Annotated in this window: 19 protein-coding genes; 11 read left to right on the top strand and 8 right to left on the bottom strand. The window is 61.7% G+C overall.

Going from position 1 to position 21,955, the window contains the following annotated elements:
• Window positions 1-372: 372 nt before the first annotated feature.
• The 5 genes from ACODSV_RS25075 to ACODSV_RS25055 form a co-directional block, all read right to left on the bottom strand.
• A complete protein-coding gene (locus ACODSV_RS25075; protein ID WP_024076327.1) occupies window positions 373-2,337 on the bottom strand; it encodes a PAS domain-containing hybrid sensor histidine kinase/response regulator in 1,965 nt (654 codons plus the stop codon).
• On the bottom strand, window positions 2,267-3,424 hold the full coding sequence (gene nosP, locus ACODSV_RS25070) for a nitric oxide-sensing protein NosP (RefSeq protein ID WP_150055656.1): 1,158 nt from the start codon (window positions 3,422-3,424) through the stop codon (window positions 2,267-2,269). The genes ACODSV_RS25075 and nosP overlap by 71 nt, the downstream gene beginning before the upstream one ends.
• 140 nt (window positions 3,425-3,564) lie before the next feature.
• A complete protein-coding gene (locus ACODSV_RS25065) occupies window positions 3,565-4,740 on the bottom strand; it encodes a porin (RefSeq protein ID WP_069076573.1) in 1,176 nt (391 codons plus the stop codon).
• A 157-nt stretch (window positions 4,741-4,897) separates the two neighbouring features.
• Window positions 4,898-5,710 carry a sulfite exporter TauE/SafE family protein gene (locus ACODSV_RS25060; RefSeq protein ID WP_024076330.1) on the bottom strand — a complete coding sequence of 271 codons (813 nt, stop codon included), beginning with the start codon at window positions 5,708-5,710 and terminating at the stop codon, window positions 4,898-4,900.
• 172 nt (window positions 5,711-5,882) lie between these two features.
• Complete coding sequence (locus tag ACODSV_RS25055; protein WP_024076332.1) at window positions 5,883-6,218, bottom strand: ArsR/SmtB family transcription factor; 336 nt, start codon at window positions 6,216-6,218, stop codon at window positions 5,883-5,885.
• Between the two features lie 94 nt (window positions 6,219-6,312).
• On the opposite strand from ACODSV_RS25055, the gene ACODSV_RS25050 reads away from it, so the two are divergent.
• The gene (locus tag ACODSV_RS25050) at window positions 6,313-7,176 is read left to right on the top strand and encodes an MBL fold metallo-hydrolase (RefSeq protein WP_024076333.1); all 864 of its coding nucleotides are present in this window, start codon (window positions 6,313-6,315) and stop codon (window positions 7,174-7,176) included.
• Window positions 7,177-7,234: 58 nt separating this feature from the next.
• Here the strand turns inward: ACODSV_RS25050 and ACODSV_RS25045 are convergent, their stop codons facing one another.
• Window positions 7,235-8,854 carry a methyl-accepting chemotaxis protein gene (locus ACODSV_RS25045; RefSeq protein WP_371858352.1) on the bottom strand — a complete coding sequence of 540 codons (1,620 nt, stop codon included), beginning with the start codon at window positions 8,852-8,854 and terminating at the stop codon, window positions 7,235-7,237.
• A 187-nt stretch (window positions 8,855-9,041) separates the two neighbouring features.
• Window positions 9,042-9,524 (bottom strand): Lrp/AsnC family transcriptional regulator, encoded by a 483-nt coding sequence (locus ACODSV_RS25040; protein WP_150055655.1) that lies wholly within the window; start codon window positions 9,522-9,524, stop codon window positions 9,042-9,044.
• 195 nt (window positions 9,525-9,719) lie between these two features.
• Here ACODSV_RS25040 and ACODSV_RS25035 point away from each other — a divergent pair, with 195 nt between their 5' ends.
• The 5 genes from ACODSV_RS25035 to ACODSV_RS25015 all read left to right on the top strand — a co-directional run bounded on the left by ACODSV_RS25035 (window position 9,720) and on the right by ACODSV_RS25015 (window position 15,884).
• Window positions 9,720-10,955 (top strand): 3-methyl-2-oxobutanoate dehydrogenase (2-methylpropanoyl-transferring) subunit alpha, encoded by a 1,236-nt coding sequence (locus tag ACODSV_RS25035; RefSeq protein ID WP_150095184.1) that lies wholly within the window; start codon window positions 9,720-9,722, stop codon window positions 10,953-10,955.
• A gap of 1 nt (window position 10,956) precedes the next feature.
• Window positions 10,957-12,015, top strand: a complete 1,059-nt coding sequence (locus ACODSV_RS25030) for an alpha-ketoacid dehydrogenase subunit beta (RefSeq protein WP_024076336.1) — start codon at window positions 10,957-10,959, stop codon at window positions 12,013-12,015.
• Window positions 12,016-13,278 carry a dihydrolipoamide acetyltransferase family protein gene (locus tag ACODSV_RS25025; RefSeq protein WP_150055653.1) on the top strand — a complete coding sequence of 421 codons (1,263 nt, stop codon included), beginning with the start codon at window positions 12,016-12,018 and terminating at the stop codon, window positions 13,276-13,278.
• Window positions 13,279-13,282: 4 nt separating this feature from the next.
• Window positions 13,283-14,662, top strand: coding sequence for a dihydrolipoyl dehydrogenase (lpdA, locus tag ACODSV_RS25020; protein ID WP_150095183.1), 1,380 nt, complete (start codon window positions 13,283-13,285; stop codon window positions 14,660-14,662).
• Window positions 14,663-14,864: 202 nt separating this feature from the next.
• Window positions 14,865-15,884, top strand: a complete 1,020-nt coding sequence (locus tag ACODSV_RS25015) for a branched-chain amino acid aminotransferase (protein ID WP_024076339.1) — start codon at window positions 14,865-14,867, stop codon at window positions 15,882-15,884.
• Window positions 15,885-16,011: 127 nt separating this feature from the next.
• Here ACODSV_RS25015 and ACODSV_RS25010 read toward each other — a convergent pair whose 3' ends face one another.
• A complete protein-coding gene (locus ACODSV_RS25010) occupies window positions 16,012-16,905 on the bottom strand; it encodes a GNAT family acetyltransferase (protein WP_150095619.1) in 894 nt (297 codons plus the stop codon).
• Between the two features lie 302 nt (window positions 16,906-17,207).
• On the opposite strand from ACODSV_RS25010, the gene ctlX reads away from it, so the two are divergent.
• From ctlX to ACODSV_RS24985, 5 genes are all read left to right on the top strand, one after another.
• The gene (gene ctlX, locus ACODSV_RS25005; protein WP_024076341.1) at window positions 17,208-18,134 is read left to right on the top strand and encodes a citrulline utilization hydrolase CtlX; all 927 of its coding nucleotides are present in this window, start codon (window positions 17,208-17,210) and stop codon (window positions 18,132-18,134) included.
• Window positions 18,135-18,145: 11 nt separating this feature from the next.
• Complete coding sequence (ocd, locus tag ACODSV_RS25000) at window positions 18,146-19,192, top strand: ornithine cyclodeaminase (protein ID WP_069076569.1); 1,047 nt, start codon at window positions 18,146-18,148, stop codon at window positions 19,190-19,192.
• Between the two features lie 418 nt (window positions 19,193-19,610).
• Window positions 19,611-20,390 carry an ABC transporter substrate-binding protein gene (locus ACODSV_RS24995; RefSeq protein ID WP_024076343.1) on the top strand — a complete coding sequence of 260 codons (780 nt, stop codon included), beginning with the start codon at window positions 19,611-19,613 and terminating at the stop codon, window positions 20,388-20,390.
• Between the two features lie 150 nt (window positions 20,391-20,540).
• Window positions 20,541-21,242 carry an ABC transporter permease gene (locus ACODSV_RS24990; RefSeq protein ID WP_024076344.1) on the top strand — a complete coding sequence of 234 codons (702 nt, stop codon included), beginning with the start codon at window positions 20,541-20,543 and terminating at the stop codon, window positions 21,240-21,242.
• Complete coding sequence (locus tag ACODSV_RS24985) at window positions 21,239-21,952, top strand: ABC transporter permease (RefSeq protein ID WP_024076345.1); 714 nt, start codon at window positions 21,239-21,241, stop codon at window positions 21,950-21,952. Before ACODSV_RS24990 ends, ACODSV_RS24985 begins: the two co-directional genes overlap by 4 nt.
• The last annotated feature ends 3 nt before the right edge of the window (window positions 21,953-21,955 follow it).

The raw sequence follows: 21,955 nt of genomic DNA, 5'->3' as shown, positions 1-21,955 counted from the left end.
ACACACCGCTATCGGGGGCAAGCCCCCTCCCACAGGTTGATCTGCATTTGATGGGTTTCGGGGTTCACTTGCCGAGCAGGTAGCCCGCACCGGCCTCGTACCCACACCACTGATCTTCCTGACACAACACCAATCAAAGGTGGGAGGGGGCTTGCCCCCGATGGCAGTGGGTCAGTGACATAAAAGTTGACTGACACACCGCTATCGGGGGCAAGCCCCCTCCCACAGGTTGATCTGCATTTGATGGGATTTCGGGGTTCGCTTGCCGGGCAGGTGGCCCGCACCGGCCTCGTACTCCTGAGCTTCCTGACACAACACCAGGGGGCTTGCCCCCTCCCACATTTTGATCTGCATTTGATGGGGTTTCGGGGTTCACTTGCCGAGCAGGTGGCTCATGGCAGTCTTGAGCTTCATCGGCCGCACCGGCTTATGCATCAAGGTGTGCCCCAGTTCGCGGATCTGTAGCTTCAGCTCGTTGTTGTAGTTGGCGGTGATCATCATCGCCGGGATCGGGCTGGCGCGCCGGGCGTTGATGCGTGCCACGGCGTCGACACCGTTCTGCTCATCGTCCAGGTGGTAGTCGGCGATCAACAGGTCCGCCTCGGCATGGTAGTTATCCACCTGGCGCGCCAGGTCCTGCTCCGACAGTGCGGTGATCACGCTGCACCCCCAGCCTTCGAGCAAGGTGCGCATGCCCGCGCAAATGGCCGCATCGTTATCCAGCACCCACACCCGCGCGCCTTGCAGGCGTTCGAGCATCGGCTCGGTCATCGCCGGCATGGGCAATGAACGCGGAGCAGTGGCGCTTAACGGCACCTCCACCGAGAACATCGAGCCCTTGCCCGGCCAGGATTTGACGGTGATGCGATGGCCGAGTATCCCGGCGATCTTCTCCACGATCGCCAGCCCCAGGCCCAACCCGCGGTCCTGATCGCGCCGCTGCACATCACCGCGCTTGAACTCCTGGAAAATCTCCTCCAGGCGCTCCTCGGCAATGCCCATGCCGCTGTCCCACACCTGGATCGACAAACGCTGGTGCTGACGCCGGCAACCGAGCACGATGCGCCCCTGATAGGTGTAGCGAATCGCATTGCTCAACAGGTTGCGCAGGATACGCGCAAGCAGCTGGATATCGCTGCGCACCAGCGCCGAACAGCCGATAAAGTGCAACGCCAAACCTTCGCTGCGGGCCAGTTCGGTGTATTCCACAGCCAGGTTGTCGAGCAACTCGCTCAAGGCAAACGGGGCGATATCGGCCTTGATCACCCCGGCGTCCAGCTTGGAGATATCCACCAGGGTACCCAGCAGGTTTTCCACGTCTTCCAGGGAATTGCTCACGTTGCGCACCAGGGTTTCATTGGCCTGGGGCTCGCGGCGTTCGAGCAAGGCACCGGTGAACAGCCGCGCGGCGTTCAGCGGTTGCAGCAGGTCGTGGCTGACGGCGGCGAGGAATTTGGTTTTCGACAGGTTGGCCTGTTCCGCCTCCAGCTTGGCTTCACGCAGGCGTGACTCCACCCGGCGGCGCTCGTCGATCTCGCGCAGCAGTTGGTCGTTGAGCGAGGTCAGCTCCGAGGTGCGCTGGGCGACGCGCTGCTCCAGATGCAGGTAAGCCTGATGCAAGGCTTCGGCGGTGCGGCGGCGTTCGGTGATGTCGCGGATCAGCACGAAAATCCCCACCACTTCGCCATTGGCCAGGCGGTTGGGCACGTAGGAGCGCAGCATGTAGCGCTCCTGGTTCTTGATATTGGTTTCAGCGAATTCGAAGGTCACGCTCTCCCCCGCCAGCGCGCGAGCGACATACGCATCCAGGCGCTGGCAGTGCTGTTCGCTGTGCACTTCGCGCAGGCTCTGCCCGAGCATCATGCCCCGTGGCCAGCAGTACCATTCTTCGTAGACTTTGTTGGTGAACTCATACACCAGGTCGGCATTCAGGTAGCCGATCAGGGCCGGCACATGGTCGGTGATCAGGCGAATCCAGCGCTCGCTTTCCTGGGCTTTTTGCGCGGCGGCCTGTTCCCGCCGCAGCGTTTCGGCGCGCAGCCGGGCGTTGATCAACAAATGGTTGCTGGCGCGCAGTTCGGCCATCGCCTGGTTCAGTGCGTCGGTGCGCTCGCGCACTTGTTCGGCCAGCACCACCGAATGCTGGAAGGTGGTGTACGGGTCATTGCCCTGGGTCACGCCGGACTCGATACGCTCGATCAACGCCGCATTGATCCGCGCCAGCTTGTGGTTGTCCTGGCGCAGTCGCGCCACCTCGGCCAACAGTTCAGTGCGATCCAGGAGCTCGACCTCGGGCAATGGCGACGCCGGTGAAGGTTTGGTTGATATGCATGCCATTGAACTGTTCTCCGTAGGTGTTGAACCCCATCACCCGATGGTCACGCAGAAAGCAGCCGATTTGTTCGAGGTTGTCGCTGTCTTCCAGCTCCAGGCGCCGCAGGAAGCAGTCGCAACCAATGGTCAGCAGCAAGTCGCCAAGACGCGATTGCAGGCCGTCGAACAGGTTTTCCAGGTTCGGCAGGATCGGCCCCGGCTTCATCACGGTGAGCACGATGCCGTTTTCCACCGCACAGTAGAAACTCAGGCTCAGGTCGTCATGCACCTGCTGGATCGCCCGCACGTAGTACTGGTCATGGATACGCACCGCCAGCGGGTGGGCAGCGAAGATACGGTGGTCGAGGTCGGCCACGGCCACGCCGATATGCCGCGCGTATTCTTCGGCGGCGGGTTCGGCGTTGAGTTCGAAGACGCGGCGCGACGGGCTGTCGGCGCCGGTCACCACCAGCTTTTCGCTGCGCGGCAGAATGTGGTGAGTGGTGAAGACCTCGAAATCCAGCCAGGTATTGACCAGCACCACCACCGCCGCACCACTGTGGAAGGCGCCGTTGAAGTACACGTGAGTGTGGGTGAGGAAGTTGTCGTCACCGGCCGAACCGCCGAAGTGCGGAATGTCGCCAAGCGCGGCACTGAGGGCGGCGAGCACCATTTCTTCACGACTGGACAAACCATCGAGCAAGGTCAGGGCGAAGGTATTGCCCTTGATCGGCGCCAGGGTGTTGCTGCGACAGCCGCCCACGAGACGTTCGACCATCTGCTGGGCGTCGATCAGGCTGAAGTGTTCCACCTGGTCGATCAATTCGGTGGCGATGGAAAAGTGCGCGTGGTTAAAGCCTATTGCCGTGACGCAATTACGGCCATAGCCTTCAGGCGTGATCTCGCCGGCACTGGTGCAGCCCACCACCCGTACGCTGCCGAAGCACTGTTGCAGGGCCTGGCCCAGGGCCTGTAGATCGTAGGAGGCTGAGCAGAAAAACAGCACGAAGCCCAGGTATGGATGCAGCAGTTGCTCGGCCAATTCCTCGGCGGCCTGCCTGGCATCGATCGCCTGGGACATGGCACTGACTACGCCTTCACTGTTGTGCATCGTTGGTTCCCCCTCTGAGGCATGAGTGTACGAAGGGCGGGGGGCGGGACCTATGCTACTTGGGTACTGGGTGGGGGGATGCGATGGGATGAAGTTTCACGGTATCGCACCGCCCCTCCAGTTGGATTGCAGTGCAGGGGTTACCAGGTGAGCACGGCTCCGACGGCGAAGGTGTCGGTGTCTTCATTCTGCGCGCGGGTGTCATGCCCCTTGATCTGGAACTGGTTGTACTCGGCCACCAGCTTCAGGTTGGCATTCACGTCGTGGAACAGTGCAATGCCCCGGGTCTCATAATCCGCGCCGCTGCCCACCACGCCGTTGCCGTCGTCCTGGGTCTTGCCATAGGACAACGCCAGGCGGTTCTTGCCCAGCTTGTACGAGCCCTGGAGCAGGTAGCCGTTGCTGTCGACATTACGCAGGGTCGCCTCGCCGGCATTGTTGGTGAAGAACGGGTTGATGCCCTTGGCCTGGAAGCCCGAGCCGGTCAGGGACAGGCCGCCCATTTTCGCCTGCACGCCATAGCCCAGGCCCTTGGAGGTGACGGACGCCACGGTCGAGTCGGTGTTGTCGGAGGTCTGGTAGCTGCCGTTGAGCCAGCTGTAGATTTTCGCCCCGCCGAGGTCGAACTGGTAGGTGACCTCGCTCTCGGTGCGCGGGTTCTTCTGGTAGGCCTTGCCTTGGGGGCTGCTGTCGTTGGTATCCACCGGGTCGAGGATGCCCACGGCAATGCGTAGGCCATCCATCACCGGGGTGCGGTAGGTGATCTGCGAGGTGGGGAATGGGTACGGGTAGCCGCTGCCGATATTGCCGAACGACACCCCGCCGCCATCCACCAGGCCGAGGCTGTCGCTGACCTGGCCGTAGCCCGCGAGCAGCTCATCGAGCAGGATATTGGAGCGCGCGAACAGGCCGAAATCCTTGCCGATCAGCACCTCGCCCCACTCCGGGTTGGCCACGGTGCCGTAGAACTGGCGCACGTCGATGGCGGTGTCGGTGCCATTGGTTTCGCTGTCGTTGATGGTCACCCAGAACGATGCGCGGGCGCCGAGCTTGAGGTCGTCAGCCTGCTTGCTCATGTTGAAGCCCAGGTAGTTGGGCAAGAAGCCCATCTTCACCCGCGCCTGGCGCCGATCGTATTGGTCTCCGGCGCGGTCCACCTTGCTGTTGACGTAGAAGGCGTTGATGTAGCCATCGGTGGAAAAGGTCGTGTCGTCTTTGTCATACAGCATGATTTCCGCATCGGCGAACGGGCTGAGCCCGAGGCTGAGAATAAAAGCAGGTAACAGACGCAGGGGGAGGTTCTTATTGTTATGCATGGTGCGCTCCGCAACAGGGACGTGATGTCGGAGGCGATTATCGAAAGATGCCAGGCCCCGGCCTACGCTGCCTTGGCCGTGATTTGTGGGTGCTTTGGGCGGGCCGGGGGAGCCCGGCAAATGGGGCGTAAGACGGGCCCGGAGACAGGCCCGGCACTTAGGACGTAAGACCGGCCTTGACCAACATGCCGAGGGCCACCAGGACACACAGGCTGGCGAACCCCACTTGCAAGGTACGCGCAGGGATATGCGCACACAGGCGCCGGCCGATGAGCATGCCGACGATGCTCGCGCCGATAAACACCCAGCCCACCGCTTCGATGCTCACACCGGCCTGCATGGCGCCCGCCACACCGATCAACGAGATCAGGCTGATCACCATCAACGAGGTGGCGACGATGCCACGCATCTGCACATCGGTCAGTTGCTTGAACGCCGGCACGATCAGAAAGCCACCGCCGACCCCAAGCAGGCCCGACACGGCACCGGTCACCGCGCCCAACGCGGCCAAGGTCGCGCTGCATTTGGCGGTCCAGGCCAGGCGCCCGGTCTGCTGGTCGAGCATGCAGTTTTTCTGGCCCCAGGACGCGGCGCCATGGTCACTCGGGCCGGTCTCGACCTTTTCGCGCTGCAGCATGCGCCAGGCCACCAGCACCATCAGCGCACTGAACAGGCCCATCAGCAGTGGCTCGGGCATTTGGTGGGCGAGAAATACGCCCAAGGGTGAAAACAGCGCACCGAGCAAGGCGATCAACAACGCGGCGCGATAACGGACCAGGCCGTGGCGCAACCCATCGATCGCCCCGACCGCCGCCGCCGCGCCCACGGCAAGCAACGACACCGGCGCGGCCTGGGTCATGCTCAACCCCAGGCCCAGTACCAACGCCGGCACCCCGAGGATGCCACCACCGGCACCGGTCAGGCCCATGACCAGGCCCATCAACATCCCCAAAAGACTGGCCAGCAGCATTCAATCCACCTTGGTCAGACGGGTCTGCCACTCACGGCCCTTGAGCAGGCCAATGCCTGCCGAACCGCCGGTGACAACGATATCGCCACTGATGGTCGGTCCCCAGTGTTGGTCATTCATGGTCGATCGCCTTTCTTATCGTCATGCACACAAGGGTCGCTGCCGTATGGCCTCACGCCCAGCTTTTCATGACCGCGCCGCAGTAAAGACCGGACAAGGTCTTCATCACTTGGATCACTTCGTGGCTGGCCAGGCCGTAGAAGATGTATTTACCTTCGCGGCGGGTCGACACCAGCCCTTCGTCGCGCAGGATGCCCAACTGTTGTGACAGCGTGGGCTGGCGCACACCGGTCATGGTTTCCAGCTCGCCGACATTGCGCTCCCCCTGGGTCAACTGGCACAGGATCAACAAGCGATCCTCGTTGGCCAGGGCCTTGAGCAAGGAACACGCCTTGGACGCCGACGCGCGCAACTGGGCGACTTCGCCTTCACTCAGAGTAGATTCCATTTGCCGCGGGTCCTTTCTCTCACTTAAGCTCAAAACATTATGTGTAAATGTAAACTGATTGTAATCACTTTTTTCCTCACCGGGGACAGCCGCCATGCCAGCGTTGATTCAAGCCTTTCTGGACGAGGCATCGTCGACCTACACCTACGTCGTCTATGAAACCGATGGCAGCGCCTGCGCCATCGTCGACTCGGTGCTCAACTACGACCCGGCGTCCGGACGCACCGACACCGCCCAGGCCGATAAGGTGATTGCTTTTGTGCGCGAACATCACCTGCAGGTGCAGTGGCTGCTGGAGACCCACGCCCATGCGGACCATCTGTCTGCCGCGCCGTACTTGCGGCGGATACTGGGCGGCAAGATCGCCATTGGCCAGTGCATCAGCAAGGTGCAGGACGTGTTCAAGAACCTGTTCAATCTGGAGCCGGAATTTCGCGTCGACGGTTCGCAGTTCGATCACCTGTTTGCGCCGGATGAGGTGTTCCATATCGGCTCTCTGAAGGCCCAGGCCCTGCACGTCCCCGGGCATACGCCAGCGGACATGGCCTACCTGATCGACGACCAGTTGATCCTAGTGGGCGACACCCTGTTCATGCCGGATGTCGGCACCGCCCGCTGTGACTTCCCCGGCGGCGATGCGCGCCAGTTGTATGCGTCGATGCGCAAACTCCTGGCCTTCCCACCCCAGACCCGGCTGTACGTGTGCCATGACTACCCGCCCGAGGGCCGCGCGGCCCAATGCCTGACCACCGTGGCCGAGCAGCGCGCGGGGAATATTCATGTGCATGACGGGGTGGACGAAGCGGCGTTTGTGGCGATGCGTACCCAGCGCGATGCGGGCCTTGGGATGCCCACGCTGTTGTTGCCGGCGATCCAGGTGAATGTGCGAGCGGGCAATATGCCGCCAGCGGAGGGGAATGGGGTGGTGTACCTGAAGATTCCGTTGAATCAGCTCTAAAGCCATCCTGCGTGGCGTCCATGCCGTTGCATGCTCCGGGGGTATTTCGCAGGTGTGATCAGGCTACGGCAAATTTCGACACGATCTGCTTGAGGTCCACCGCCAGCCTCGACAGCTCTTGGCTGGCGATCGAGGTCTGACCGGCCGCCGACGAACTCTGGATGGAAAGATCGCGAATACTGATCAGGTTCTGGTCCACGGACCGGGCCACGTGGGCCTGCTCCTCGGAGGCGGTCGCAATCAACAGGTTACGGTCATTGATATCCGTGATGGCCTCGGTGATCTGAGTAATGGCCAGGCCCGCTTCATGGGCGATCTTCAACGAGTCCAGCGCTTCGTTGCGGTTGAGGGCCATGGAAGACACCGCGTCACTGGAGCACGTCTGGATTTTCGCAATCATCTGCTCGATTTCCTGGGTCGAGGTTTGCGTTCTATGGGCCAGTGCCCGCACTTCGTCGGCCACCACCGCAAAGCCCCGCCCCTGCTCCCCTGCCCTGGCGGCTTCAATGGCCGCGTTCAAGGCCAGCAGGTTGGTTTGCTCGGCAATCGAGCGAATGACTTCAACCACCCGGGCGATGTCCTGCGCCTGCTTGGCCAACCCTTCGACTTCGATACCGGTCTGCTGCACCGTGGCGCTGAGTTTCTCGATCGAGGCGATGGTTTGCGTCACCCGCTCATGGCCAACTTTGGCCGAGCGCTGGGAGTCTTGCGTCGACTGGGAAGCCGAAACCGCATTGCGCGCCACTTCTTCCACCGCCGCCGTCATCTCGTTAACCGCCGTGGCCGCCTGATCCGTCTCCATGCTTTGGCGTTCAATCCCTGCACTGGACTCGCGGGTAATGGCGCTCATCTCTTCCGCAGCCGAGGCCAACTGCCCGGACGCCTCAGAAATATGCTGCAAGGTGCTTTTCAGGTTCATTTGCATGGACGCGGTCGAGCGTTGTAACTCGGTCAACTCGTCATTGCCGTTGACGGCGATGGCGACACGCAAATCGCCGTCGGCAATTTTGCCGGTCGACACCAACAATTCACGTACCGGCATGATAATGCTGCGGGTAAACAAACGCGCAACCACGAGGGTGAGCAGCACTGAGCCGATCATCAGTAGCCAGGTAAACAGACGCGCAGCTTGATACTCACCGGAGGCAACTTGCACCGCCTGGCTGGAGCCGCGGGCATTCAACTCGATCAGTTCGCTGATGGAGCGTTGCACTTCAAGCGCAATAGGCCCGTTGACGTCACGCAAGTAAGTCGACATCTGCTCAGGGGACAAGGTGGAGACTTGCGCAAGAAACTCATCGGTTTTCTGGACGTAGTTCTTGATCCCGCTCATTGCCTGCTTGTACTTGGCTTCTTCCTCGGGGCCCGACACTAACGGTGCATAGCGCTCGGCAACTTCAAGCGCGGCGGCACGAATGCTTTTGAGTTTCTCAAGGGACGCGGGGTCCTGGTGGTCGCTTTCCATGGCAAAACGACGCAGATCAAGACGCAGCTTGTAAAACGCCGCATCTATCTCACCGCCCAGGCGAATACTGGGCAGCCAGTTAGTTTCTATATCGACAGTCGACGAATAAACTTTGTCGACTTTTATCAGCGTCATGGCCCCTTGTATCAACAGTAGAAGGCACACCACGCCAAAACATAACGTGGTACGAAAGTTCAACTTCAAGGCTCTCATGGACATCGCGGCTCACCCCTTTCCTGGGCCGCGGACTTCACGGCCTGATGGGTGCTAATGTGTTGAAACGGATGTGAAAAATACGTGACTGATTAAGCAATTTTTTATTTATAGCTGGAAATAATAAAACAACTACTTTAGTTATCTAGCTAACTATCAAAGTGGTGAGTCTTATCACCTGTTGGTATCAGACCATCAACCCATCCGGTGGCAGTGGCAACGCGGTCTTGTAACGCACCTGTTTGAGCGCAAAGCTTGAGCGAATATTCGCCACCCCCGGCACTTTGGTCAGGAAGTCCATCATGAAGCGCTCCAGTGACTGGATCGTTGGCACCAGCACGCGGATCAAATAGTCGGGGTCACCGGCCATCAAATAGCACTCCATCACCTCGGGCCGGTCGGAAATCGCCCCTTCGAATTGCTGCAAGGCCATCTCGTTCTGTTTTTCCAGGCTGACGTGGATAAACACGTTCACGTGCAGCCCCAGCAAATCGGCATCCAGCAGGGTGACCTGGTCACGGATCAGGCCCAGTTCCTCCATCGCCTTGACCCGGTTGAAGCACGGCGTGGGTGACAGGTTGACCGAACGGGCGAGGTCGGCGTTGGTGATGCGCGCATTCTCCTGCAGGGCGTTGAGAATGCCGATATCGGTACGGTCCAGTTTGCGCATGAGACAAAATCACCTGTTTATTATGTTTATGCAGTTTTTTTATCCGCAAATGAGCCGGAGCGCAACGAAACAGAGATAAATATTCTTCTACGCCGAGCCTATGATTGTTGTAGGACAAGATTTCTTCTACCCGAAGACTGACTGTCAGCTAGCGCGCCCACTACAAGAAATTCACAAGATCGAGCGTAGAAAGCCATGAACCAGCCGTATGCACCACTGCGCCTGCACGTTCCCGAACCCTCGGGCCGCCCAGGCTGCAAGACCGACTTTACCTACCTGCGCCTGACCGACGCCGGCCTGGTGCGCAAACCCGCCATCGACGTAGAACCCGCCGACACCGCCGACCTGGCCAAGGGCCTGATCCGCGTGCTCGACGACCAGGGCCAGGCCCTGGGCCCATGGGCCGAAGGGGTGCCTGTCGAGGTCCTTCGGCGCGGCATGCGCGCCATGCTCAAGACGCGGATCTTCGACAACCGCATGGTGGTCGCCCAGCGTCAGAAGAAAATGTCGTTCTACATGCAGAGCCTCGGCGAAGAAGCCATCGGCAGCGCCCAGGCCCTGGCCTTGAACATCGACGACATGTGCTTCCCCACCTACCGCCAGCAAAGCATCCTGATGGCCCGCGACGTACCGCTGGTGGACCTGATCTGCCAACTGCTGTCCAACGAGCGCGATCCGCTCAAGGGCCGCCAACTGCCGATCATGTACTCGGTCAAGGACGCAGGTTTCTTCACTATTTCCGGTAACCTCGCCACCCAATTCGTACAGGGCGTGGGCTGGGGCATGGCCTCGGCAATCAAGGGCGATACCAAGATCGCCTCCGCCTGGATCGGAGACGGCGCCACCGCCGAATCGGACTTCCACACCGCGCTCACCTTCGCCCACGTGTACCGCGCGCCGGTGATTCTCAACGTGGTCAACAACCAGTGGGCGATCTCCACCTTCCAGGCGATTGCCGGCGGTGAAGCCACCACCTTCGCCGGACGCGGCGTCGGTTGCGGCATCGCCTCCCTGCGCGTGGATGGCAACGACTTTATCGCGGTGTATGCCGCCTCCGCCTGGGCTGCCGAGCGTGCGCGCCGCAACCTCGGGCCAACCCTGATCGAATGGGTTACCTATCGCGCCGGCCCGCATTCCACGTCGGATGATCCGTCCAAGTACCGCCCTGCCGACGACTGGAGCCACTTCCCCCTGGGTGACCCGATTGCCCGCCTCAAGCAGCACCTGATCAAGATTGGCCAGTGGTCCGAAGAGGAACACGCGGCGGTCAGTGCCGAACTTGAAGCCGAGGTGATCGCCGCGCAGAAAGAAGCCGAACAGTACGGCACCCTCGCCGGTGGCCAGATTCCGAGCGCCTCGACCATGTTCGAAGACGTCTATAAAGAGATGCCGGAGCACTTGAAGCGCCAGCGTCAAGAGCTGGGGGTCTGACATGAACGATCACAACAACAGCATCGAATTGGAAACCGCCATGACCACCACCACCATGACCATGATCCAGGCCCTGCGCTCGGCCATGGATGTGATGCTTGAGCGTGACGATAACGTGGTGGTATTCGGCCAGGACGTCGGTTATTTCGGCGGCGTGTTCCGTTGCACCGAAGGCCTGCAGAGCAAATACGGCAGTTCGCGGGTGTTCGACGCACCGATCTCGGAAAGCGGCATTATCGGCGTGGCGGTGGGCATGGGTGCCTACGGCCTGCGCCCGGTGGCAGAAATCCAGTTCGCCGACTACGTCTACCCCGCCACCGACCAGATCATCTCGGAAGCCGCGCGCCTGCGTTATCGCTCGGCCGGCCAGTTCACCGCACCGCTGACCATGCGCATGCCCTGCGGCGGCGGTATCTACGGCGGCCAGACCCACAGCCAGAGCATCGAAGCGGTGTTCACCCAGGTCTGCGGCCTGCGCACGGTGATGCCGTCCAACCCGTATGACGCCAAGGGCCTGCTGATTGCCTCGATCGAAAACGATGACCCGGTGATCTTCCTGGAGCCCAAGCGCCTGTACAACGGCCCGTTCGATGGCCACCACGACCGCCCGGTCACGCCGTGGTCGAAACACCCGCAGGCACAAGTGCCGGACGGTTACTACACCGTGCCGCTGGATGTGGCCGCCATCGTGCGCCCAGGCTCGGCCGTGACCGTGCTGACCTACGGCACCACCGTGTATGTGTCGCAAGTCGCCGCCGAGGAGACCGGCATCGACGCCGAGGTCATCGACCTGCGCAGCCTGTGGCCGCTGGACCTGGAAACCATCGTCAAGTCGGTGAAAAAGACCGGCCGTTGCGTGGTGGTGCATGAAGCCACCCGTACCTGCGGCTTCGGCGCCGAATTGGTGGCGCTGGTGCAGGAACATTGCTTCCACCACCTGGAAGCGCCGATCGAACGCGTCACCGGTTGGGACACCCCCTACCCGCACGCGCAGGAATGGGCGTATTTCCCAGGTCCGTCCCGAGTGGGCGCGGCGTTGAAACGGGTCATGGAGGTCTGAATGGGCACGCACGTTATCAAGATGCCGGACATTGGCGAAGGCATTGCGGAAGTTGAACTGTCGGCCTGGCATGTGAAGGTCGGCGATATGGTGGTCGAAGACCAGGTGCTGGCGGATGTGATGACCGACAAGGCGATGGTGGATATTCCCTCGCCGGTCCATGGCAGGGTGATTGCCCTCGGCGGCGAGCCGGGTGAAGTCATGGCCGTGGGCAGTGTCTTGATCAGCATTGAAGTGGAAGGCGCAGGCAATACCAAGGATGCGTCGGCCACCGCGGCACCGGTGAAAGCCGCGCCGGTGGTTGAAGCCAAGGCGGCCCCGGTGGTGGAAAGCAAGCCGGCAGCCAAGCCGGCCGTGGCGCCACACGCCCCCGTGGCTCGCGATGCCAATGAACGCCCACTGGCCTCCCCCGCCGTGCGCAAGCATGCGTTGGATGCGGGTATCCAGCTGCGCCTGGTCCAGGGCACGGGCCCTGCCGGCCGGATCCTGCACGAAGACCTGGACGCCTACTTGCTGCAGGGTTCGCTGAAAGCGTCCGCTGCCGCCAACCCCTACGCCGAACGCAACGACGAAGAACAGATCCCGGTGATCGGCATGCGCCGCAAGATCGCCCAGCGCATGCAGGATGCCACCCGCCGCGCCGCGCATTTCAGCTATGTGGAAGAGATCGACGTCACCGCCCTGGACGAATTGCGTGTACACCTCAATGAGAAGCACGGTGCGACACGCGGCAAGCTGACCCTGCTGCCATTCATCGTGCGCGCCATGGTCGTGGCATTGCGGGAGTTCCCGCAGATCAATGCGCGGTACGACGACGAAGCCCAGGTCATCACCCGCCTTGGCGCCGTACACGTGGGCGTCGCGACGCAGAGCGATGTGGGGCTGATGGTGCCGGTGGTGCGTCACGCCGAGGCGCGCAGCCTGTGGGGCAATGCCGAGGAAATCGCGCGCCTGGCCACCGCCGCGCGCAATGGCAAGGCCAGCCGCGACGAACTGTCGGGGTCGACCATTACCCTGACCAGCCTGGGTGCCTTGGGCGGTATCGTCAGCACCCCGGTGCTGAACCTGCCGGAAGTGGCCATCGTCGGCGTCAACCGCATCGTCGAACGGCCGATGGTGATCAAGGGCCAAATCGTGATCCGCAAGATGATGAACCTCTCCAGCTCCTTCGATCACCGAGTGGTCGATGGCATGGACGCGGCACAATTCATCCAGGCCATTCGCGGCTTGCTCGAACAACCCGCCAGCCTGTTCCTGGAGTAAGGGCATGACTCAAACACTGCATACCACCCTACTGATTATCGGCGGCGGCCCCGGCGGTTATGTGGCCGCCATTCGCGCCGGCCAGTTGGGCATCCCGACCATTCTGGTCGAAGGCCAGGCATTGGGCGGTACTTGCCTGAATATCGGCTGCATTCCGTCCAAGGCCCTGATCCATGTGGCCGAACAATTCCAGCAAACCATCCACCACAGCCAGGGTTCCCAGTTGGGCATCGAAGTGGATGTGCCGACCCTGGACATCCGCAAAAGCGTGGAATGGAAAGACGGCATTGTCGATCGCCTGACCACTGGCGTTGCCGCGCTGCTGAAGAAACACAAGGTGCAGGTGATCCACGGCTGGGCCAAGGTGGTGGACGGCAAGACCGTCGACGTCGGCGACCAGCGTATCCAGTGCGAACACCTGTTGCTGGCCACCGGCTCGAAAAGCGTCAACCTGCCGATGCTGCCGATTGGCGGGCCGATCATCTCCTCCACCGAAGCCCTGGCGCCGACCCGCGTGCCCAAGCGCCTTATTGTGGTGGGCGGTGGCTATATCGGCCTGGAGCTGGGCATTGCCTACCGCAAGCTCGGCGCCGAAGTCAGCGTGGTGGAGGCGCAGGAGCGCATCCTGCCCGCCTATGACGCCGAACTGACCCAACCGGTGGCTGAGTCCCTCAAGCAACTGGGAGTGAAGCTCTACCTCAAGCACAGCGTCACCGGCTTCGAACACAACCACCTGCAAGTGCGCGACCCGAATGGCGACACCTTGTCACTGGTGACCGACCAGGTATTGGTCGCCGTCGGTCGCAAACCCAATACCCAGGGTTGGAACCTCGAGGCGCTGGACCTGGAGATGAATGGCGCGGCGATCAGGATCAACAACCGTTGCCAGACCAGCATGCACAATGTGTGGGCGATCGGCGACCTGAGCGGCGAGCCGATGCTGGCGCACCGGGCCATGGCCCAGGGCGAGATGGTCGCGGAACTGATCAGCGGTCAACACCGCGAATTCAACCCGGCGGCGATCCCGGCGGTGTGCTTTACCGACCCGGAACTGGTGGTGGTCGGCAAGACGCCCGATGAAGCCAAGGCCGCCGGCCTGGACTGCATCGTGTCGAGTTTCCCGTTTGCCGCCAACGGCCGCGCGATGACCCTGGAGTCGAAAACCGGCTTCGTGCGGGTGGTGGCACGACGGGACAATCATCTGATTGTCGGCTGGCAAGCGGTCGGTGCCGGCGTGTCCGAGCTGTCCGCCGCGTTCGGCGTGAGCCTGGAAATGGGCGCGCGCCTGGAAGACGTGGCGGGCACTATCCATGCCCATCCGACGCTCGGTGAGGCGGTGCAGGAAGCGGCACTGCGGGCATTGGGCCACGCGTTGCACCTGTAAAACCGCAGTGAGGCCATCGGGGGCAAGCCCCTCCCACAGGGGAATGCATGCCAAATGTGGGAGGGGGCTTGCCCCCGATAGCGGTGGATCGGTCAATACAGAGGCTGAAGGCGTCCACCCAGTGGCTCCCACACAAGCCAAGAATGCAGTATTGTTGCGCCCATTCAGAAAAAAACCGACTTGACCAAAGATAGAGGGTGTCATGGGTAACGAAAGCATCAATTGGGACAAGCTGGGTTTTGACTACATCAAGACCGACAAGCGGTTTCTCCAGGTCTGGAAAAACGGCGAATGGCAAGCCGGCACCCTGACCGACGACAACGTGCTGCACATCAGCGAGGGCTCCACGGCCCTGCACTACGGTCAGCAGTGCTTCGAAGGCCTCAAGGCCTACCGCTGCAAGGACGGCTCGATCAACCTGTTCCGTCCGGACCAGAACGCCGCGCGCATGCAGCGCAGTTGCGCGCGCCTGCTGATGCCGCACGTCCCGACCGACGCGTTCATCGACGCGTGCAAACAAGTGGTCAAGGCCAACGAGCGGTTCATCCCGCCGTACGGCAGCGGCGGCGCGCTGTACCTGCGCCCGTTCGTGATCGGTACCGGTGACAACATCGGCGTGCGTACCGCGCCGGAGTTCATCTTCTCGGTGTTCTGCATCCCGGTCGGCGCCTACTTCAAGGGCGGCCTGGTGCCGCACAACTTCCAGATCTCCACCTTCGACCGCGCCGCGCCACAGGGCACCGGGGCCGCCAAGGTCGGTGGCAACTACGCCGCCAGCCTGATGCCGGGCTCGGAAGCGAAGAAATCCGGTTTTGCCGACGCGATCTACCTGGACCCGATGACCCACTCGAAAATCGAGGAAGTCGGCTCGGCCAACTTCTTCGGGATCACCCACGACAACAAGTTCATCACACCGAAGTCGCCTTCGGTGCTGCCAGGCATCACCCGCCTGTCGCTGATCGAACTGGCCAAGACCCGCCTGGGCCTGGAAGTGATCGAGGGCGAAGTGTTCATCGACAAACTGTCGGACTTCAAGGAAGCCGGCGCCTGCGGGACTGCCGCCGTGATCTCGCCGATCGGCGGTATCCAGTACAACGGCAAGCTGCACGTGTTCTACAGCGAGACCGAAGTCGGCCCGATCACCCAGAAGCTCTACAAAGAGCTGACTGGTGTGCAGACCGGCGACGTCGAAGCGCCAGAGGGTTGGATCGTAAAAGTCTAAGCCAGCAACACTGCAATACCCTGTGGGAGGGGGCTTGCCCCCGATGGCGGTGCATCAGTTAAAACTGTACGGGCTGACACTCCGCCATCGGGGGCAAGCCCCCTCCCACATTTGCTCTCCAGTGTATTCAAGAATCCTTCGGGATATTCTCGACAATCTTCTTGCCCATGCTGATCCTCGGCTCCACCCCATACCCCAGCGCCTCGTAAAACCCCGCCACCGCATCATTGCCACTGGTGATCTGCAGGTTGATCTTCATGCAGCCCAGGGCCGTCAGTGCCTGTTCCGCATGCCGCACCAGCGAGGAACCCAGGCCATGACGCCGATAGTCGGCGTGCACGGCCACCGAGTACAGCCAGCCGCGATGGCCGTCGTAGCCGGCAAGAATCGTCCCGATCACGGTTTTTTTGTCCGTCGCCACGAAAAACAGCCCGTCATTGACCGCCAGTTTCTTATCGATCGCCAAGGTCGGCAGGTTATGCGCCGTGTCATAACCAAACGCCTCCTGCCATAACGCCACCACCTGCGCCCGATGCTGGCGGTCGCGATATGGCCCGATGGGATGGCGCGACAACAGCGCCTTTTCCATCACCAACGTGCGCTCATTGCCGTGGTAGACATCGCGTACCGTGTGAAAGCCCAGCTTGGTGTAGAACGGCTCGGCGGTCAGCGAGGACGGCACACTCAGCGTCGTCACCCCCGCGTCCCGCGCGCGCAGTTCGATTTCAATCATCAGCAGCCGACCAATGCCCTGCCCGTGCAGTGCCGGGTTGACGAACACCGAGCGCACCACATTTCCATCCAAGGCCGCCGTGGCGACGATCACCGAGTCCTGCACCGCCACCAGCACCACACGGCGCTTGAGCAGGTCCAGCACCGCATCCGGCGTGAAGTTGCTGGCCACCCGCGCAATCACCTCCACCGGATAATCCCGCGCATTGCTGCTGTGCAAAGCCGCGAGGATGACCTGGCTGATCCCTTCGGCATCGGCGGATTGGGCGAGACGAACGACGGTAGACATGGTTCCTCCTGGCTGACGGCGTTATAACAGTCGCCACTGTACCAATGTGGGAGGGGCCTTGCCCCTGATAGCGGTGTGCCAGTCAGATAACCTGTAACCGAAAGATTGCTATCGGGGGCCAGTCGAATCGTCGCACCGCCCACTCCCACATTTTGACCGCATTCCACCCCCCGGCAGCCGATTCGGCTGCCCTACCCCCCTTTTCAGCTTTCCCGGCTGAGCCGCCCCGTTGTTTCAGCCGGGATTCATACCGCACAAGCCACAAAATAGCCCCACAGCTCACCCCATGGATTCGTGCACCCATGCAAACCACCAACACCGTCCTGATGATTCGCCCGGCGCGCTTTGCCTTCAACCCGGACACCGCGATCAACAACCGCTTCCAACGTGCGCCCCTCGACCCGCTCGGTGCACAGCAGAAAGCGCTGGAAGAGTTCGACGGCTACGTCGACACCCTGCGCCAGCACGGCGTGGAAGTACTGGTGGTGCAGGACACCCCGGCGCCCCACACCCCCGACTCGATCTTTCCCAATAACTGGTGGAGCAGCCACGCCGATGGCAGCCTGGTGCTGTACCCGATGGAAGGCCAGAACCGCCGACTGGAGCGCAACAAGGGTGTGCTGCAAGTGCTGGAGCAGCGCTTTGCGATCAAGGACACCATCGACCTCAGCCACCTCGAACAACAAAACATCTTCCTCGAAGGCACCGGCAGCATGGTGCTCGACCGTCAGCACCGTATCAGCTACGCCTGCCATTCCGGGCGCACCCACCACGCCGCCCTGCGCCAGTTCGCCGAACGTCTCGACTATCAACTCTGCGTGTTCCACGCCGTCGACCGGCACCATGCGCCGATCTACCACAGCAACGTGATGATGAGTGTCGGCCGCGACCTCGCGGTGGTGTGCCTGCAAGCGCTGCCCGATGCCAACGAACGCCAGGCCCTGGAACGCTCGCTGCGCGACACCGGCAAAGACATCCTCGGCCTCGACTTCGACCAGCTCGAGGCATTCGCCGGCAACATGCTCGAAGTCCACGACCGCGACGGCCAGCCGCTGCTGGTGATGTCTGCCAGTGCCTGGAGCGCGCTGCAACCGGCCCAGCGCCAGCATGTGGAGCGCCACACACGGCCGGTGGTGGTGAACATCGACAACATCGAACGCATCGGCGGCGGCAGTGCCCGCTGCATGCTGGCAGAAGTGCATCTGCCCGCCCGTCCCTCATTTCAATAAGGAGTCTTGCCATGACCCGTTATATCGACGTCAACGACCTCAGCTACCTGGTTTCGCAAAAAGGCCTGCAAACCTGCATCACCGAGATGGCCGAGTACATCCGCGCCGACTACCTGCGCTGGCAGGACTTCGAGAAATGCGCACGCCTGGCCAACCACTCGCCAGATGGCGTGATCGAGTTGATGCCGGTGTCCGACGCCTCGCTGTACGCCTTCAAATACGTCAACGGCCACCCGAAGAACACCCTGGCCGGCATGCTTACCGTGATGGCCTTTGGAGCCCTGGGCGACGTGGACACCGGTAAACCGGTGCTGCTGGCGGAGATGACCCTGACCACCGCGATTCGTACCGCCGCCACCTCAGCCCTGGTGGCCCGCTACCTGGCCCGCGACAACAGCCGCAGCATGGCGTTGATCGGCAACGGCTCCCAGAGCGAATTCCAGGCCCTGGCCTTCCACGCGATGCTCGGCATCAACGAGATCCGCCTGTTCGACATCGACGCCAGGGCCACCGCCAAGCTGGCCACCAACCTCAAGGCGTTCCCGGCAATCAAGGTGATCCTGGCCGGCAGCGTGGCCGAGGCCGTCAAAGGTGCGGATATCGTCACCACCGTCACCGCCGACAAAGCCTACGCCACCATCCTCACCGACGAGATGATCGAACCCGGCATGCACCTTAATGCCGTGGGCGGCGACTGCCCAGGCAAGACTGAGCTGGACCGACGCATCGTCGAGCGCGCCCGGGTGATCGTCGAATACGAACCGCAAAGCCGCATCGAAGGTGAAATCCAGCACATGCCGGAAGACTCGCCGGTGACCGAGTTGTGGCAGGTGATCAACGGCCAGCAGCCCGGCCGTGAAAATGCGCGCCAGGTCACCCTGTTCGACTCGGTGGGGTTTGCCATCGAAGACTACTCCGCCCTGCGCTACGTGCTCGACGTCGCCAAGGCGCTGGATGTCGGCAGCGAGCTGGAACTGGTACCCGACCTGGCCGACCCGAAAGACCTGTTCGCGCGCCTGGCCCAACAACCTCGTGCACAGCACAAAAAGCGCGCCTGAGACCGCTCTGGCCTGCCGCTTTGCGCCCAGGGCAGGCCGGATTTCCAGGACTGAAAAGCCGATTCATAGGGTGCTACAGCCGATTCCGCTGCATTGCTTGTTTTAACAGCGCAATTTGCGCTTTGAGCACGGGGTAAACGACACAAAAAACGCACCACCATGAAGCATTCTCTGTGGCGAGCGGGCTTGCCCCGCGTTGGGCTGCGCAGCAGCCCCAATAAAAACGCCGCGTCGTGTCTGTAAAAACGCGGAGAATGGCTTGGGGCTGCTACGCAGCCCAACGCGGGACAAGCCCGCTCGCCACAACAAGTGGGCTCCCCACAAGAAGCCGAATGACCACAAAGCTGCACTAAACAATAAAGACTCGATTCACCTTTTGACTGCCCTGACATCAATTACAAAATATAGGGACTTACACATGACTCCACTGCGATCACTCTTCGCTGCGTTGCTGTTGCCACTGTGCGCCACCACCGCCCACGCCCAGGATTGGAAAGAAATCCGCTTTGGCGTATTCCCCGAGTACCCCCCGTTTGAATCCGTGGCCGCCGATGGCAGCCTGCAAGGTTTCGATATCGAGTTGGGCAACGCCATCTGCGCCAAGCTCGAAGTCAAATGCACCTGGGTGCACAACGAATTCGACGGCATGATCCCGGCCCTGCGTGCGCGCAAGTTCGACGCGATCATGTCGTCCATGGCGGTGACCCCGGCGCGCGAGAAAGTCATCGACTTCACCGACCGCCTGTTCCTCAGCCCGACCTCGGTCATCACCCGTAAAAGCGCCGAGTTCGGCGACACGCCGGAATCGTTGAAAGGCAAGCAAGTCGGTGTGCTGCAAGGCTCGCTGCAAGAAGCCTATGCCCGTGCCCAACTGGCCAAGCTCGGCGCGCAGATCAAGGCATACCAGTCCCAGGAACAGAACTACGCCGACCTGCAGAACGGCCGCCTCGACGCCACCCTGACCGACAAGCTCGAAGCCCAGCTCAACTTCCTGTCCAAGCCTGAAGGCGCCGACTTCAAGACCGGCCCGGCCTTCAAGGACCCGACCCTGCCCCTGGACATCGCCATGGGCCTGCGCAAGAACGACCAGGACTTGCGTGCGCTGATCAACAAGGGCATCGCCGCTGTACAGGCAGACGGCACCTACGCGCAGATCCAGAAGAAATACTTCGGTGATCAAGACATCTACAACGAGTAAGCCCCACCGGCCAAAGCCCTTGTAGGAGCTAGCTTGCTCGCGAAGGTCGTAAACGGTAACGCAGCGAATCCGGTTTAACGCGGTGCCCTTGAGTTCTTCGCGAGCAAGCTCGCTCCTACAAAAGGGCGTCGTTCCTTTAGAGATCCCCCCATGAACGAACTCCTCAACTTGCAAGGCTACGGCCCGATGCTGGCCCAGGGTGCCTGGATGACGCTCAAGCTGGCGCTCCTGGCGCTGGCCCTGAGCCTCACCCTGGGCCTGGTCGCCGCCGGTGCCAAGCTCTCCAGCGCCAACTGGCTGCGCGTGCCGGCGACGCTCTACACCACGCTGATCCGCAGCGTGCCGGACCTGGTGCTGATCCTGCTGATCTTCTACAGCTTGCAACTGTGGCTCAACGACCTGAGCGAAGTATTCGGCTGGAACTACTTCGAAATCGACCCGTTCACCGCTGGGGTGATCACCCTGGGGTTTATTTATGGCGCGTATTTCACCGAAAACTTCCGTGGCGCGATCCTCAGCGTGCCGGTCGGCCAACTGGAAGCCGCGACCGCCTATGGCCTGAGCCGCTGGCAGCGGTTTCGCCTGGTGCTGTTCCCGCAGTTGATGCGCTTCGCCCTGCCGGGCCTGGGCAATAACTGGCTGGTGCTGCTCAAGTCCACGGCGCTGGTGTCGATCATCGGCCTGTCGGACCTGGTCAAGGCCGCGCAAAACGCCGGCAAGACCACCAATGAGCCGTTGTACTTCCTGATCCTCGCCGGCCTGGTCTACCTGGTGATCACCACCCTCTCCAACCGCATCTTCAAGCGCCTCGAGCGGCGCTACAACCTCGGCATCAAGGGGATGGCGCGATGATCGAACTGTTCCAGCAATACGGCCTGGCCTACCTGTTCAGCGATGGCGCGGGTTTGTCCGGCGTCGCCATGACCCTGTGGCTGTTCATTATCTCGGTGGTGTTCGGCTTTGTCCTGTCGATCCCCCTGGCACTGGCCCGCGTCTCGGAACACGTCTGGCTGCGCTGGCCAGTGGAGGTGTACACCTACCTGTTCCGGGGCACGCCGCTGTATATCCAACTGTTGATTTGCTACACCGGGCTGTACAGCCTGGAGGTGGTGCAGGACAACGCCCTGCTCAACCAGTTTTTCCGCAATGCCTTGAACTGCACCCTGCTGGCCTTCGTGCTCAACACCTGCGCCTACACCGTGGAAATCTTCGCCGGGGCGATCCGTAATATTCCCCACGGCGAACTCGAAGCGGCACGCGCCTATGGCCTGCATGGCTGGCGCCTGAACCTGTTTGTGGTGGTACCGGCCGCGTTGCGCCGCGCGTTGCCGGCCTACAGCAATGAAATGATCCTGATGCTGCACGCTACATCGCTGGCGTTCACCGCCACCGTCGCCGACATCCTCAAGGTGGCCCGCGATGCGAATGCCGAAACGTTCCTGACGTTCCAGGCCTTCGGTATCGCTGCCCTGCTCTACATGCTGCTGTCCTTTGCACTGGTGGGCCTGTTTCGACTGGCCGAACGTCGCTGGATGCGTTTTCTTGTTCCTACCCGAGGCTAACCC

This window comes from Pseudomonas sp. FG86 (assembly GCF_057808775.1).
Note: the sequence above shows the minus strand (reverse complement) of the source record. Positions and strands in the feature narration are given on the sequence as shown.

Coding starts and splice junctions, on each gene's coding strand:
- nosP (WP_150055656.1), bottom strand. CDS start 3,424: ATGCACAACAGTGAAGGCGTAGTCAGTGCCATGTCCCAGGCGATCGAT.
- ocd (WP_069076569.1), top strand. CDS start 18,146: ATGACCCGTTATATCGACGTCAACGACCTCAGCTACCTGGTTTCGCAA.
- ACODSV_RS25065 (WP_069076573.1), bottom strand. CDS start 4,740: ATGCATAACAATAAGAACCTCCCCCTGCGTCTGTTACCTGCTTTTATT.
- ACODSV_RS25025 (WP_150055653.1), top strand. CDS start 12,016: ATGGGCACGCACGTTATCAAGATGCCGGACATTGGCGAAGGCATTGCG.
- lpdA (WP_150095183.1), top strand. CDS start 13,283: ATGACTCAAACACTGCATACCACCCTACTGATTATCGGCGGCGGCCCC.
- ACODSV_RS24990 (WP_024076344.1), top strand. CDS start 20,541: ATGAACGAACTCCTCAACTTGCAAGGCTACGGCCCGATGCTGGCCCAG.
- ACODSV_RS24995 (WP_024076343.1), top strand. CDS start 19,611: ATGACTCCACTGCGATCACTCTTCGCTGCGTTGCTGTTGCCACTGTGC.
- ACODSV_RS25050 (WP_024076333.1), top strand. CDS start 6,313: ATGCCAGCGTTGATTCAAGCCTTTCTGGACGAGGCATCGTCGACCTAC.
- ACODSV_RS25075 (WP_024076327.1), bottom strand. CDS start 2,337: ATGGCATGCATATCAACCAAACCTTCACCGGCGTCGCCATTGCCCGAG.
- ACODSV_RS25015 (WP_024076339.1), top strand. CDS start 14,865: ATGGGTAACGAAAGCATCAATTGGGACAAGCTGGGTTTTGACTACATC.
- ACODSV_RS25010 (WP_150095619.1), bottom strand. CDS start 16,905: ATGTCTACCGTCGTTCGTCTCGCCCAATCCGCCGATGCCGAAGGGATC.
- ctlX (WP_024076341.1), top strand. CDS start 17,208: ATGCAAACCACCAACACCGTCCTGATGATTCGCCCGGCGCGCTTTGCC.
- ACODSV_RS25035 (WP_150095184.1), top strand. CDS start 9,720: ATGAACCAGCCGTATGCACCACTGCGCCTGCACGTTCCCGAACCCTCG.
- ACODSV_RS25045 (WP_371858352.1), bottom strand. CDS start 8,854: ATGAGAGCCTTGAAGTTGAACTTTCGTACCACGTTATGTTTTGGCGTG.
- ACODSV_RS25030 (WP_024076336.1), top strand. CDS start 10,957: ATGAACGATCACAACAACAGCATCGAATTGGAAACCGCCATGACCACC.
- ACODSV_RS24985 (WP_024076345.1), top strand. CDS start 21,239: ATGATCGAACTGTTCCAGCAATACGGCCTGGCCTACCTGTTCAGCGAT.
- ACODSV_RS25040 (WP_150055655.1), bottom strand. CDS start 9,524: ATGCGCAAACTGGACCGTACCGATATCGGCATTCTCAACGCCCTGCAG.
- ACODSV_RS25060 (WP_024076330.1), bottom strand. CDS start 5,710: ATGCTGCTGGCCAGTCTTTTGGGGATGTTGATGGGCCTGGTCATGGGC.
- ACODSV_RS25055 (WP_024076332.1), bottom strand. CDS start 6,218: ATGGAATCTACTCTGAGTGAAGGCGAAGTCGCCCAGTTGCGCGCGTCG.